This window comes from Mesorhizobium sp. RCAM 06353, assembly GCF_059683585.1.
The window spans coordinates 3,395,726-3,409,350 of the sequence record NZ_CM185031.1 but is presented as its reverse complement, the minus strand read 5'-3'; the positions used below and the strand labels follow the sequence as shown (position 1 = coordinate 3,409,350).

The window sequence follows — 13,625 nt, the reverse complement described above, 5'->3', positions numbered from 1 at the left end:
GGTCTGCGCGCGTCGCTTCGCTCCTTGCTTCGCCCTAGGATGACGAAAGATGGGGAGGCAAATCCCTGGCAAACTCCTCAATCTCCGCCCACGGATCGCCCGACGTCTCCAGCAGCCCCGGCAGCGACGAATAATTCAAATCCTGCGGCGCATCGATCGTCTCCAGATCGCCCCAGCTCACCGGCGTCGACGCCGGCAAATTGGTCCGCGCCCGCAGCGAATAGGGCGCCGCCGATGTGTGGCCGCGCGCATTGCGGTGATAGTCGATGAAGATGCGTTTCTTGCGGTTGTCCTTGCCCATGGTGGTGGTGAAGGTGTCGGGCGCGGTCGCCGCCAGATGCGTGGAGATGGTGCTGGTGGCCTGGTGCAGCTTCTTCCAGTTCTGCTTTGGCGTCACCGGCACGGTGATGTGGATGCCGTTGCCGCCCGACGTCTTGGCGAAGGGCACCAGCCCCAGCCTCTCCAGTTCGCCCTTGATGTGGACGGCGGCCTCGACCACCTCGCGCCAGGAAATCCCCTCGCCCGGGTCGAGGTCGAAGACGATCTGGTCGGGCCTGTCGAGGCTGGTGCGGTGCGTGCCCCAGGTGTGGAACTCGACGACGCCGAACTGCGCCAGTGCCAGATAGCCTTTTGCTCCTTCGATCGAGAGGTAGGATTTGGTCTCGCCCTCGGAATTGGTCGCCTGGAACGTCACCACCGAAGGCGGCATGCCGGTGAAGGCGTGGCGCTGGAAGAAGCAATCCTTGGGCAGGCCGGTCGGGCAGCGCACCAGCGACACCGGGCGGCCAAGGATGTGCGGCAGCATGAAATCGCCCACCAGCGCGTAATAGACGGCGATGTCGAGCTTGGTCGGCCCGGTCTTGCCGAACAGCCGGCGCTCCGGATTGGTCACCCAGATGGTGGCGAGATCCGCCTCCGAGATCAGCCGCTTGCGTTTGGCCGAGACCGGCGTCGACAGGCCGACATCCCTGAGGCCGCGAAACACGCCATGGCGCAGCGAATTGTCCGCGGTACGGTTGGCATAGTGGATGCGCGCCGAAAACAACGGCTTCACCCAATGCATCTCGCGCATGATTTCGCGCGGCACGCCTTCGGGTGGCGTGGCACCCGATGTCAGCGGCTCCAGCCGGGCGAGCAGGTCGGCTGCGGTCCCGGCGTCGAAGCCGGTGCCGACCTTGCCGCGATAATGCAGTTCGCCGTCCTGCCACTCGGCCATGCCCAGCGCCGCCAGCCCTTCCGCCGCTTGCGAGATCGTGTAACCCGCGATGACGAAATCGTCCTTCTGCAGCGCCTTGCACTTGGTCCAGCTCTTGGTGCGGCCGCTCTGGTAGATCGCGGTGGCGCGCTTGGAGACGACGCCTTCGAGCCCGAGCTCCGTCGCCTGATCGTAAAGCCCCTGCCCTGAGCCTTCGACATGGTCGGAGAACTGGATGGCGGAGTTGGCGCCCAGCCCGCCAAGCAGCTCGGCCAGCAAAGCCTTGCGCCGGATGAGCGGCGCCTTCAGCAGGTCCCAGCCATCGAGATGCAACAGATCGAAGGCATAGAAATGCAGCTTGCTGCCGGCGCCCTCGGCCAGCGCATCCTGCAGCAATGCGAAGCGGCTGATACCCCGGCCGTCGAGCACGACGATCTCGCCGTCGATGATCGCCTCGCGGCACGGCAGTTTGGCAAACGCGTGCGGCAGGTCGCCGTAGCGCTTCGTCCAGTCGATGCCGCCTCGGGTGATCAGCCGCACCTCGCCATTGGAGATATGCGCCATGGTGCGGTAGCCGTCGAATTTGATCTCGTGCAGCCAGAGCTCGTTGGTGTTTTCGGCAGGCCCTTCGCCGCCCGGCGGGTTTGGCACCTGCGTCGACAGCTGCGGTTCGATGCGGCTCAGCGCCGGCGCCTTCACCGCGCCCGGCAGTGTAGAGGGCTTCAGCGAACCCGGCTTTGGCGCGGACTTTGCGGCCGGCTTCGGAGGCGCCACCAACTCCTCGATGCGCAGGCCGGATTTCACGCTTTCCGGCCGCGCTTCGAGGATGTCGAGCTTGGCATCGGCGGCGAGATCGCGCTCCTTGAACAGCAGCCAGTTCTTTTTCTCCGCGTCCTCGCCGGGCTTGGGCTTCAGGCGGGTCAGCATCCAGCCGCCATTGAGCTTCTTGCCGGCCAGCCGGAACTTGAAAGCGCCGGTCCTGAGGCTTTTGTCGACATCGTCCATCGGCGCCCAGGTGCCGGTGTCCCAGACGATCATCGGCCCGCCGCCATATTCGCCCTCGGGAATGACGCCCTCGAAGTCGATATATTCGAGCGGATGGTCCTCGGTCTCGACCGCCAACCTTTTGTCGGCCGGGTTGAGCGAAGGCCCGCGCGGCACCGCCCAGCTTTTCAGCACGTCGCCGACCTGCAGACGCAGATCGTAATGGTCAGCAGTGGCGTGGTGCTTGTGGACGACGAAACGGTTGCCGTCACCGGAGATGAGCCCGCCGGCCGGTTCGGGTGTTTTGGTGAATTCACGCTTGGCGCGATAGGTTTTGAGTTTTGGCGGAGTGGTCATGGATAGGCGGTGGCGGATGCGGATGCGCCTTCCCAGCGCCGCGTTCCGTCACACTGTCCCGCCAGCATTTCAGATTTCCCAGCGCAGTGCGAAGAAACGGTGGTCACGCTCTCAATCGTCGGCAGCCGGCGTCAGCTCGAGCTCGGCCGGGGTCAGTCCCTGCTGCAGCTGGCTCAGCCGGAACTCATCCACCCAGTAGGCCTCGCCGTCGACCAGCACGCGTGCCTGGTAGGCACCGTCCGAAAAGCTTTGCGCGGTGATGTAGACCTTGTGGCTGTCAAGCGCCTTGCGCACCGCGGCGCGCTTGGCATTCTGGCCGATGACGGGACTGAACATGACGCTGCCCTCGGTCGCCCTGACACGCAACATGGCCGCTTCCACGGCCTGGCGACTGGTCTCAAGGATGACGGAGACGCGCTGTCCTGTCAATTTCGCGGCCGCGCAGCTTACGATCCGCTGCTGGTGACCTTCGTGCCGATCGTCGTGAACTTGGCATTGATGGCATTGCCGAGCGCGCCGGCGCCGGTGATGATGGCAAGCGCGATGAGGGCGGCGATCAGGCCATATTCGATGGCGGTCGCGCCGGTTTCATCCCGGATGAAACGGGAAACGATTGCTTGCATTTCAAGCCCCTGGTTTCTGATCCCTCGCACAACCCTATAGACACCTTGAGTTGCGGTTCGGTCAAATTTTGCCAGCCTTTTGAAGGTGCTTGCGCGCGGACCTGAATCAAAACATGAAACATCCGGCCACCGAGCGCGGAATGGTTGCAGGCGGTCCAGGCCGGAGCTGTTTTCAGCTTGCCGGCCTGGGACCACCCACCCGCCTTGTGTCCTTCCCAAGACAGGAGACCAGATAGGCGCATGGACGCCGATCCGCTTTGACATGGATCAAGTGCCAACTGCGCCCACGGGTTTGGCCTTTGGCAGGCGCGAAATATCTTCAAGCGCCGGGGCCATTTTACTGGGCTCGCGAACCCCCATGTCGAAATCCGCTCCCGGCGAACGACATTGGTGCGGCGCCGACGAGGCGCGATCACGTCAAACGACAGGGAGCACCATCATGGCCAAGATGCTTGTCATCTACAAAACCCCCGCCGATCCGGCGGCCTTCGAGCGCCATTACCACGACATTCACGTGCCGCTGGCCAAGCAATTGCCCGGACTGCGGCGCTACGAGATCAGCCGACCGCCGATCATGAACGTTCTGCCGGGCGAGACGCCCTACAGGGTCGCGACACTCTATTTCGACAATCTGGAGGCCATTCGCACGGCTTTTGCCAGCGATATCGGCCGGGCCTGTGCGGTGGACCGGCGCAAACTCGCCGGCGATGACGATCTGGTGACGATGCTGCTCTTCGACACCGAGACACTTTGAGAAGTCACACGTCCTCGCCGTCGAAGATCAGCATGTCGGCACCGCCGGTCGCGAACACCTGGAGATCGGCGGCCGTCACCTGCCCTTCGGCGCTGGCGAAGGCATTCTGGATGGCAGCCAGGTCATCGAAGTGCAAGGTGGCGACTAGGTGGACTTTCGACGGCCCGGCCGGTGTCATCACCGGGCCGCGGCTGATTTCGTAGCGCCGCAATCCCGGAATGGTCTTGGCCAGCGGGATATGCTTTTCACGATAATAGGCGTCGAATGCCGCCGAATCCGCAGGCGTGCCGTACATCACCACCAGGCTTGCCATCATTGCCTCCCGAAATCGTTGCGCTGCAGAAGCGTGATGACTTTGCCGGGAGCTTGTCAATCCGCCCTTCCCTGCTAGGCAAAGGAGCCTGGACGGCAGCCTCAGTTCTTCAATCGCCGCAACCGCCGCATCACGCTCTGCACGGCCTTGTACAGCGCGGGCTTGGAGCGCACGAAAAGCTCGGCCTTCCCGCGCAGCTTGATATAGGCGGTCGAGCCCCTGCCCTTCAGCGTCACCGCCTCGCACAATTCGGCCAGCACCGCGCTCGAAGCGCCGATATGCTGCTTGTAGCCCTGGCTGCCGACCGAGAGGTCGAAATGACCGAGCCCCTGCGCACGCGCCCAGATCATCAGCTTGCCGATCGTCGTCAGGCCCGGCGAGACGTTGGGAACCGCGTCCTGGTCGATCCCGAGCAGAAGCGCGTGCAAGGTGCCCTTCATGACCAGCACGTAGATGACGGCGAGATAGGCTTGACCGGCACGCAGTCCGAACAGCCGCACCGAGCCGTCGGACAGGCCCTGCAGGGCGGCGTTGCGGTAGAACTCGACGACCGGCGCCTGCGTCAGGAGATCGAAGCGCCCGAGCTCGCGGAAACGGTTGAGCCTGAGCTCCAGCAGCGTGGCGAACTGCTCCTCCACCGCGTCAGGCGTCTCGGCTTCGACCAGATCGAGCTTGCCCAACTGTTCGAAGCGGCGGCAGTGCTTGTGGAAATTCTTGGCGAAGGACGGTTTGCAGATGCGCTTGATCAGCGTCTCCGGATTGCCATCCAGGGCCAGGCCCGAGGCGATCTGGATGGAGTCGCGCGCCACCGAAAGCAGCGCCAGCGGATTGTCGACGCCGTGGATCTGTTGCGGGATTCCCGCGATGTGGAAGCGGTCGGTCGGCGGCAGCACGGCACACACCGCCGCCCAGGCATCGTCGGCGCTCTGCCTGGTCCATGGTCTCGCATCGGCCAGCAGTGGCGCCGCGTAGTCGCACACGCCGCCGCTCAGCCATTCGATCACAGTGTGGCCCCGAGCGCGGCGGCGCATCAGCGGCAGCAGCATGACCGGCGCACCCGTGGCGGCGTCATTGACCTCGACGACGAGCAACTCCGCGCTCTTGGGCATCAGCCGTTTGGCGATCCCTTCTACCCAGGCAAAGCCCTGGTGGCCGGTGCACAGGCCAGTCTCCTCAAGGCGCAACCAGAGGGGCTTTATGGCGTCGAAGCTGGCGTGCAGCCGCGCCGTATAGCGCACGACCATGCCGAAGCCGACGGTGATCGGCGAAACCTGCTTGACGGCGCCCTCGGTCGCCGCAGCCTGTCGCATTGCCTGGCTTGCCAAACGCTTCTCCTGTTCGTTCTGGCCCGCCCTCAGCGCCCTCCACGCAAGCGCCGCAAGCCCCGCATCGTTCCCTGAGCCGCTTTCAGCAGCCGTGGCTTTGAGCGCACGAAAACCTCGGTCCAGTCGCGGAGCTTGATGGCAGTGCTCGCGGCATTGCCCCGCATCGTGAACCCGTGGCAGAGTTCGACCAGGACCGAACCCGTAGCGCCCATCTTTGCCTTGTAGCTCTGGTTGCCGACCGACAGGTCGAAATAACCAAAGCCTTGCTTGCGCGCCCAACTCATCAACCTGCCCATGATTGCAAGTCCTGGTGACACATTGGGCACCGCGCTCTGGTCGATTGCTATCAGCAGAGCATGAACAGTGTCTTGATGAACCAGAAGATATTGGACCGCGATCAGGGCCTCGGCCACGCGCAGCCCGAACAGCCGCACTGCTCCGTCCGACAGGCCCCTAACAGCGGCGTTGCGGTAGAAATCGACGACTTTCTCCTGCGTCAGCAGGTCGAAGCGGCCAAGCTCGCGAAAGCGGCTGAGCCGCATCCGGACCAGTTCGCCGAAGATACGCTCTACCTCGGCCGGCGTGGCGGCCTCGACCAGTTCGACATCGCCGAGCCGTTCGAGCCGGCGCCAGTCCTTGCCGAATTCCTTGACGAAGGAGGGCTTGCACAGGCGCTTGAGAACCGTGTCCGGATCGCCGTCGATAGCAAGGCCGAAAGTGGTCTGGAGGGAATCGCGCGTCTCTGCGAGCAAGGCAAGCGGATTGGCAACGCCGTTGATCTCAGGTGGAATCCCCGTAATGTGGAACCGATCCGCTGGCGGCAGCACCGAGCGCACCGCGGCCCATGCGGCCTGTGCGGATTGTGTGGTCCACGGCCTCGCATCGGCCAGCAGCGGTGCCGAATAGTCGCAGACGCCACAGCTAAGCCACTCGATCACCCGATGACCCAACGCCGGCCGGCGCATCAGCGGCACCAGCATCCTGGGTTCGCCCGTCGCGGCGTCGTTCACCTCGACGACGAGAAGTTCGGCACCTTGCGGCATCAGCCGCGCGACGATCCCCCCGGCCCATGCATAATTCTGGTGACCGGTGCACACACCGCTCTCCTGGAAGCGCAGCCAGAGCGGCCGCACTGTTTCGAGACTGGTGTGCAATCGCGCCGTGTAGGCGTCGTTCGCCGCTATGGAGACTGGGTGCGAGACCTGCCCGTCGGCCAAGCCGTTCACCGCAACTATTTCCACTGCCTGGCCCGTCACATCGCCCTCCTATCGTTTCGCCGGGGCGAATGTGATGGCCCGCCGCCAGGAGCCCAGGCGGCTGTAGCGCTGCTGGTCCGGATGCTCGATGTTCCACATGCGGTGATGCGCGAAATACCATGATGCCGCGAGCACGAAGGTCTCGGAGACCGCCGAGCCCAGCAGTGCCCACTGCGGCGACGCGACTGAAAGCAGGATCGCGATCAGCGCCAGCCCGACGATCGCGCCGCCCATCGTGATGAAGGCGACGATGCGGAAGTCACCGAATATCTCCAGGACGATGCGGGGCATGATGTAGAGCATGATCGGGATAAAATTCGCCGTAACGAAAAGCCCGATGAACTCGACCGAGGCATCCTGGAGGGCCTGGGATTTGATCATCGGCAAGACGAACAGAATGGCGCATCCATAGGCCAGGCCGCCCAGCCCCATGACGACCGACCAGATCTTCGCCTGCGACCAGACGCGGCGCGTTTCATTCTGCCGCATCAGCTTTGCAAGCTCCGGCTGCGTCATGTTGACGAAGGCGAGGCTGATGATGCGCAGCGGCGCGAACAGCACGATCACCGCCGCCAGCGGCGCGTAAGCCGCGGGTCCGGCAATGCCGGCGACCAGCAGTGCCAGGCATTGTCCCTGGATGTTCGTGGTGGTCGCGCTGAAGGCGGACCAGCACAGCTGACGCCACAGCCTGGCATAGCGCCGCCGCGTCGGCATGCGGAAGGATATGCGAATTGTACGGCGCGCCAGCCGGACCAGGACGAAGATGCCGAACACATTCGCCGCTGCAAGCGCATAGAACACGGCTTGCAACGCATCCCGGGCGTACCAGATTGCCAGCCCGGCGAGCACGGTGCCGGCGATGGTGAAAGCGGCATCGCTGATGGAGACGACCACCTGCTGGCGGCGCGCGAAGAAGGCCGTGCGCATATGGCTGCGCAACGACCATGCGCCGACGAAGCAGCCGGCGGCAATGCCGCTCGGGTCGCCCAGGAGATGCATCAGGACAGCCGTGCCGACCGCCATCAGCAGCGCCACGATCAGCGCCGCCGTTCCGAAGGCCACGTCATAGGCATCGACGCCGGCGGTGTTGGTGCTCTTGCTCATCCATATCGAGGCGGGGACGGCGGTGAGCGACCTGATGTACGACAGGCCGACGCCGCCCATCACCATGCCTATGGCGAACAGGCCGTAGCCTTGCGCCGACAGCAAGTGCAGCAGCATGATGTTGAGGGCAAAGTGGAAGCCACTCTGCATCGCCTCGCCGCCGATCATCAGCACGAGGCGCCGCACCAGATGGATCGGGAACTTCACGACCGTGTCTCCGCCTGGCGCGTGCTTGCCGCCCTGCCCGGCCTTGCGATGGCCGCCTTCAGCTTCTCAGTGGCGATCGCGGCGATCGCCGCGGCCGCGACCGGCTCGCTGAACATCGTCTCGTAGCGCTTGCGCCCGGCGGCGACAAAACCGCGCCAGGCCTCGGGGGCGAGGATGATCTCGCGCAATTTCGTGGCCAACGCCGCCGCATCGCCCGGCGGAACATGCCAGCCGGTCTCGCCGTCTGCGACCACTTCGACCAGCCCGCCGATCGCCGACACCAGCGGCGGACGGCCATAGGCCATCGCCTCGATGGCGACGCGGCCGAGCGATTCCGGACGCCGCGACGGCACGGTGACGATGTCGGCCCAGCGATAATGCTCGGAAGGGTCTGACAGGAAGGGCAAGGCGCTGACCTGTCCGGCCAGCCCCATGGTCTCGACCAGTTCGGCCAGCGCACGCTCACGCTCGACGCTTTCAAAGGCGCCACCGACCAGCCGCACCTCGATCCGCGACTTGATCTCTGCGGGCAGCGAGGCGATCGCCTGCAAAAGCACTTCCTGGCCCTTGATCCGGTTGATGCGGCCAAGCAGCAGCACCCGCAGCGGGCGCGTGCCGTCATAGGTCATCGCTTGCGCCGCCGCCGGACCGGCAACGCCATTATAGACGACGTATGAGCGTGCGGATCTGGGCTCGCCGAAGGTGGCGCGCGTCGCTTTCGAATTGAAGATGAGGTCGGCATGGCTCCAATGCATCAGCCCGACGAGGATCCGGCGCAGCACGCCTTCGGGAATTTCGTGGATGTGCAGCAATGCCTTGCTGGGCAGCAGGCGCGAGGCCAGCGCATAGTCGGCGACGATCGAGGTGTTGACGTAGACGAGGTCGCAATCGCGCAAGCGCCGCCAGGCCCGCCATAGCGCCACCGGCAGCCGCGCCATCTCGACGGTCGCCAGCCTCAGCATCGCCTGGCGCCTCAGCACCCAGAGCGGCTCGAAGACGATGCGGCTGGCATGAGGCTCCAGGATTTCGACGATCGGTCCGCTGCGCGGCAAAACCACCTCGATGTCGGCCGACGGAAACGCGGCACGCAACGCGGCGACGCTCTCCGCGAAGCTGCGGTCGGAACCGTAGAGTTCGTAGCCCTGATGGATGCAAGCAATCCGCATCTTCACATGCATCTTTCTGTCAGGGTGGTGAGACGATTCCGCCGCCTGACGCTATCGGCGGCCGGAAACTTCAAGCCAACACCCCTTTGGACTTCCCTCGTTTTCAGTGTGGCCATGAAACGGATGTTGAACCCGGATCACCACACCAATACTGCACGCCCTCCGCCGATACTGGCGCACAGAAGTCCTTACGCAAGCATTATGCCGTGCTAATATATCTATTCGCAGGCCGACAAGCCGCGGCATTGCCTCGTTTCGATACACATACGTGTGGAAGGTTGACCGATAATGAAACAACCCGGGCGTTTGGAAGAAATATTTTACAACCCGGGTGCGATGATAGCTGGAATCGGGCCTGGCAACCATCTTGCAAGGCCGCGGTTTTGAGATGAGACAGCCTCGCATCGCGGATCGGGCGGACCTGAAAGTGCCAGCAGTCATGAAATCGGAACAGCCTGCCATCCTGATCCTGGGAACGCGCGGCATTCCTGCCGCCCATGGCGGCTTTGAAACCTTCGCCGAGAAGCTGGCGCTTTTTCTCGTCGGGCGCGGCTGGAAGGTCGGCGTCTACTGCCAGGACGAGGTCGAGCGTGTCGACCAGAGGGTGCGCACCGAAACCTGGAACGGCATCGACCTCATCCACATCCAGGTCGCCTCGAAAGGCCCGCGCGCGACGCTGGAATTCGACTGGCAATGCGTGCTCGACGCTGCGCGCCGGCCCGGCGTCTGCCTCGTGCTCGGCTACAATGGCGCGGTCTTCCTGACCTGGCTCAGGCTGATGCGGCGCAAGATCATCACCAATATGGACGGCATCGAGTGGCGCCGCCCCAAATGGGGGCGCGCGGCGCGCACATGGTTCTGGCTCAATGAATGGATCGGCGCGTGGGCCTCGCACCGCCTGGTCGCCGACCATCCTGTCATCGCCGATCACTTGGCGACGCGCCGGCCGCGCAGCGCCATCACCACCATCGCCTATGGCGCCGACCCGGTGACATCGGCACCCGAGGCGCCGGTGCGCGCACTCGGCCTCGAGCCTGGAAAATATCTGATCTCGATCGCGCGCATCGAGCCCGACAACAACATCCTGCCCATCGTCGAAGCCTTCTGCAGCCGGAAGCGCGACATGAAGCTGGTGGTGCTGGGCACGCTGTCCGACGAGATTCCCTATCATGTCGCGGTCCGCAAGGCGGCAAACAGCTCAGTGGTCCTGCCGGGCGCCATCTACGACCAGGCGGCGGTGAAGGCGCTCCGTTACCACGCGCGCGCCTATATGCATGGCCACACGGTCGGCGGCACCAACCCGTCGCTGGTCGAGGCGCTGGCCGCCGGCAACATGGTGATCGCGCACGACAATCCCTACAACAGGTGGGTCGCGGGTGCTGCTGCCATCCATTTCACCGACACGCAAAGCTGCGCCGAGCGGATGCAGCAGGCGATGGAGGACGATGCGCTGGTCAAGGCCTGCGGCGAAGCCGCCAGGACGCGTGCCCGCGAAGCCTTCCGCTGGGAGGATGTCCTGCTGGCCTATGAGAAGGAGGCGCTGCATCTGCTCGGCGCCAAAGCCCCGGCGCAAGCCGCGATCGACCGCCCCTCGCCCGGCGCCGTATGACGGACTGGTCGCGCCGGCGGCTTATCACCACCGCGCTGTCGACGGCGCTGGTGCCTGCCGCGGTGGCGCAGCTTTCGTCAGCGCCGCCCGCGCTAGCCGCCGAAGGCGAATGGCGTTTTCGTCGCGGCGTCAACGCCTGGCCCTGGTTCTCGCTGACGCGCGAATTTCCCGCCCCGCGCACCGACTATGACTGGCCGCCCTTCCAGTCGCAGCGGCCGGTGCCGACCCCAGATGACCTTCACCGGCTGCGTGCCACCGGGCTCGACTTCATCCGCCTGCCGGTCGATCCCGGCCCATTCCTTGCTGCCGACGCCGCCACGCGCGGCAAGTTGCTGGACATGGTGGACGCCGCCGTCACCGCCACGCTCGACGCCGGTCTCGGCATCATCGTCAACGTCCAGGCCAATGGCGCCACGCATTACTGGAACCCCGACCGCATGGTCTCCAGCACCGCCGCGCCCGAATTCGCAGCCTATCGCGCACTCGTCGGCGAGCTTGCCGGCAGGCTGGCGCGGTTCACATCAGGAATGGTGGCGCTGGAGCCGGTCAATGAACCGCCGCAGTCCTGCGATTCCAACGTCTGGTCAAACGTCCAGGCAGCCCTGCTGACGGCGGCCAGGGCGCAATCCCAGACCTTGCCGATGGTCGTCACCGGCGGCTGCGGCTCGATGGTGAGCGGGCTGGCGGCGCTCGATCCGGCGCCGCTGGCGTCCTTCGAGCCGATCCTGTTCACGTTCCACTTCTACGAGCCCTATCTGTTCAGCCATCAGGGCGCGCCGTGGATGCGCGAACCCGTCTACCGCGCGCTGAACAATGTGCCCTGGCCGGCCTCCGCCGGTTCGCTCGACGCGACGCTCGCCTCCGTCAGGGCGCGCATGGCTGCGGATACCGAGACCTCCGAAGCGGACAAAAAGGCCGCCTATACCGAAACCGAGCGCGTGCTGAAAGTCTATTTCGACGCCCAGCCCGACCGCTGGTTCATCGATAAATACCTCGCCCAGGCGCGCGCCTGGGCCGATGCCCACGGCATTGCGCCGGAGCGCGTCATTATGGGCGAATTCGGCGCGCTGCGCACCGACGCCCACTATGTCGCCGCGCCCAACCCCGACCGCGCCCGCTACATCGCCGACGTCAGGCAAAGCGCCGAGTCGTTCGGCTTCCCCTGGGCGTTCTGGGACCTCTTCGACGGCATGGGCATGATGGACGGCACCACGCGCGCGCTGGATCCTGCAATGGTCGAGGCGTTGGGGTTGAGGATGCCGGAGTAGGTCGCGCATCTTTCGAAATTGGCCAAGCGCCTCCCCCTCTCTTCGTCATCCTAGGGTCTGCGCCGCGTCGCTTCGCTCCTTGCTCCGCCCTAGGATGACGAAACGCGGGGTTGCGTCTGCGGTCGGTGCCCCGCTTGTACCCTTTGGCCCACACTCCTTGCCGGCCTGTAAAGCACCAGCGCGATCACCACGAATTTGGTCATCAGCGTCGTCTTCGAGGCCAGGCTTTCGGAGGTGTTGAGCAGGATCAGCCAGCCCAGCATCGTCAGCCAGATGCCGGAATGACAGCGGCGCGCCACTTCGTGCATGAACAGGGCGAAGCCGACAAACAACAGCAAGGTGAAGAAGGCGCCCTGGTAGAGGATCAGGCGGATGACCGGGTTCTCGATGCCCTGTTCGAGGCCGCTGATGCGGCGCAGGCTTTCGATGAGATCGATATCGGGCCCCACGATCAGGTCGCGCAGTTCGAAATGTTTGAAGAGCTCGAACATTTCGACGCGGGCATTGGCGCTGCCACTGTCCGACACGAAGCGTTCGAGCAGCGCGTCGAAGAAGCCGTATGACGCCGCGAGCGCGATGACGACCGGCACCAGCGCGGCAAGGATGAGGCCGAGTGCGGCGCCAAGCAGGTTGACGCGCCCCGTGCGCAGGCTGCGCAGACCCTGAATAAGGAGGTAACAACCGCCGAGAACGATCGTCGTCACCATCGCCGAGCGGCCGCCGAAGGCAACGAGAGCGGCGAATTGCAGGCCGATCAGCCCGAGCCGCACTGGCATGGACAGCGATCTCGAACCGGAGAGCAGCGCCAGCACATAGACCGAGGTGACCGTGGCATTGGACAGCGGATGGCCCTGAAGTGCCGTCGAGCGCAGGTCGGCCATGAACACCTCGCCGTCGAGGCGATAGGGAAAGATCAGCGTCTTGGTGGCAAACTCGAACAAAGCGAGCAATGCGTTCACGGTCATGATGGCGTGAACGACGGTCTGCATCCGGGCGAATGTCTTCTCGTCGTCCTCGCCCAGCATCATCACCAGCAGCGCCGGCGCCACGAAGGTGTCGATCATGCCGGCCATGCCGGGGCGCTGCCCGGCGATGACGACGACCAGCAGCACGATCGAGATGACCGCCATCAGCGTGCTGGCCGGCCGCCGGTCGGCGACGGCGACCATGTAGCCGATCGGATTGCCGAAGGTGCAGGCGCGCCAGGCAAACATCAGCACGAGCAGGTAGGTCGAAGGATGGATCTTGGTCGCCGGATTGCCGGTCAGGCCGTCGTAATTATAGCCCACCAGCCACAGCATGCCGCCGGAGATGGCGAACAGCAACGCCACCGTTGCGACCAGGCCGAAGCTGGTCAGCCAGTCGACGGAGCTGCCCGCGCGCCCGGTGGCCTGACCCGAACCGCCTTGGCCCGAACCGGGCCAGCCGGCAGCCGGGTTGGCGGCTCCCCCGGTGGTGGCCATG

General features: G+C 64.8%; 12 protein-coding genes. 3 read left to right on the top strand and 9 right to left on the bottom strand.

All coding sequences use genetic code 11. The annotated features are described in order from the left end of the window. Positions 1-34: 34 nt before the first annotated feature. The 3 genes from ligD to AC56QX_RS16400 all read right to left on the bottom strand — a co-directional run bounded on the left by ligD (position 35) and on the right by AC56QX_RS16400 (position 3,159). Positions 35-2,536, bottom strand: coding sequence for a DNA ligase D (gene ligD, locus AC56QX_RS16410; RefSeq protein ID WP_497117345.1), 2,502 nt, complete (start codon positions 2,534-2,536; stop codon positions 35-37). 111 nt (positions 2,537-2,647) lie between these two features. Then, on the bottom strand, positions 2,648-2,872 hold the full coding sequence (locus AC56QX_RS16405) for a hypothetical protein (protein WP_497117783.1): 225 nt from the start codon (positions 2,870-2,872) through the stop codon (positions 2,648-2,650). Between the two features lie 110 nt (positions 2,873-2,982). Then, the gene (locus tag AC56QX_RS16400; RefSeq protein WP_497117344.1) at positions 2,983-3,159 is read right to left on the bottom strand and encodes a Flp family type IVb pilin; all 177 of its coding nucleotides are present in this window, start codon (positions 3,157-3,159) and stop codon (positions 2,983-2,985) included. A gap of 439 nt (positions 3,160-3,598) precedes the next feature. Between AC56QX_RS16400 and AC56QX_RS16395 the strand changes: the two genes are divergently transcribed. Further along, positions 3,599-3,913, top strand: a complete 315-nt coding sequence (locus tag AC56QX_RS16395; protein ID WP_497117342.1) for an EthD family reductase — start codon at positions 3,599-3,601, stop codon at positions 3,911-3,913. A 4-nt stretch (positions 3,914-3,917) separates the two neighbouring features. Here the strand turns inward: AC56QX_RS16395 and AC56QX_RS16390 are convergent, their stop codons facing one another. From AC56QX_RS16390 to AC56QX_RS16370, 5 genes are all read right to left on the bottom strand, one after another. Then, positions 3,918-4,226: an EthD family reductase gene (locus tag AC56QX_RS16390; RefSeq protein ID WP_497117341.1), complete on the bottom strand. Its 309-nt coding sequence runs from the start codon at positions 4,224-4,226 to the stop codon at positions 3,918-3,920. Between the two features lie 101 nt (positions 4,227-4,327). Next, positions 4,328-5,551 carry a GNAT family N-acetyltransferase gene (locus tag AC56QX_RS16385; protein ID WP_497117340.1) on the bottom strand — a complete coding sequence of 408 codons (1,224 nt, stop codon included), beginning with the start codon at positions 5,549-5,551 and terminating at the stop codon, positions 4,328-4,330. A gap of 29 nt (positions 5,552-5,580) precedes the next feature. Then, entirely contained in the window at positions 5,581-6,807 is a 1,227-nt protein-coding gene (locus AC56QX_RS16380) for a GNAT family N-acetyltransferase (RefSeq protein WP_497117338.1), read from the bottom strand. 9 nt (positions 6,808-6,816) lie between these two features. Further along, on the bottom strand, positions 6,817-8,118 hold the full coding sequence (locus AC56QX_RS16375) for an MATE family efflux transporter (protein ID WP_497117336.1): 1,302 nt from the start codon (positions 8,116-8,118) through the stop codon (positions 6,817-6,819). Further along, complete coding sequence (locus tag AC56QX_RS16370; RefSeq protein ID WP_497117781.1) at positions 8,115-9,284, bottom strand: glycosyltransferase; 1,170 nt, start codon at positions 9,282-9,284, stop codon at positions 8,115-8,117. The genes AC56QX_RS16375 and AC56QX_RS16370 overlap by 4 nt, the downstream gene beginning before the upstream one ends. A gap of 439 nt (positions 9,285-9,723) precedes the next feature. On the opposite strand from AC56QX_RS16370, the gene AC56QX_RS16365 reads away from it, so the two are divergent. After that, positions 9,724-10,893 carry a DUF1972 domain-containing protein gene (locus tag AC56QX_RS16365; RefSeq protein ID WP_497117334.1) on the top strand — a complete coding sequence of 390 codons (1,170 nt, stop codon included), beginning with the start codon at positions 9,724-9,726 and terminating at the stop codon, positions 10,891-10,893. Beyond that, positions 10,890-12,161: a glycoside hydrolase family 5 protein gene (locus AC56QX_RS16360; RefSeq protein WP_497117332.1), complete on the top strand. Its 1,272-nt coding sequence runs from the start codon at positions 10,890-10,892 to the stop codon at positions 12,159-12,161. Before AC56QX_RS16365 ends, AC56QX_RS16360 begins: the two co-directional genes overlap by 4 nt. An 89-nt stretch (positions 12,162-12,250) precedes the next feature. Here AC56QX_RS16360 and AC56QX_RS16355 read toward each other — a convergent pair whose 3' ends face one another. After that, entirely contained in the window at positions 12,251-13,624 is a 1,374-nt protein-coding gene (locus AC56QX_RS16355; protein WP_497117330.1) for a VpsF family polysaccharide biosynthesis protein, read from the bottom strand. Position 13,625 lies beyond the last annotated feature (1 nt).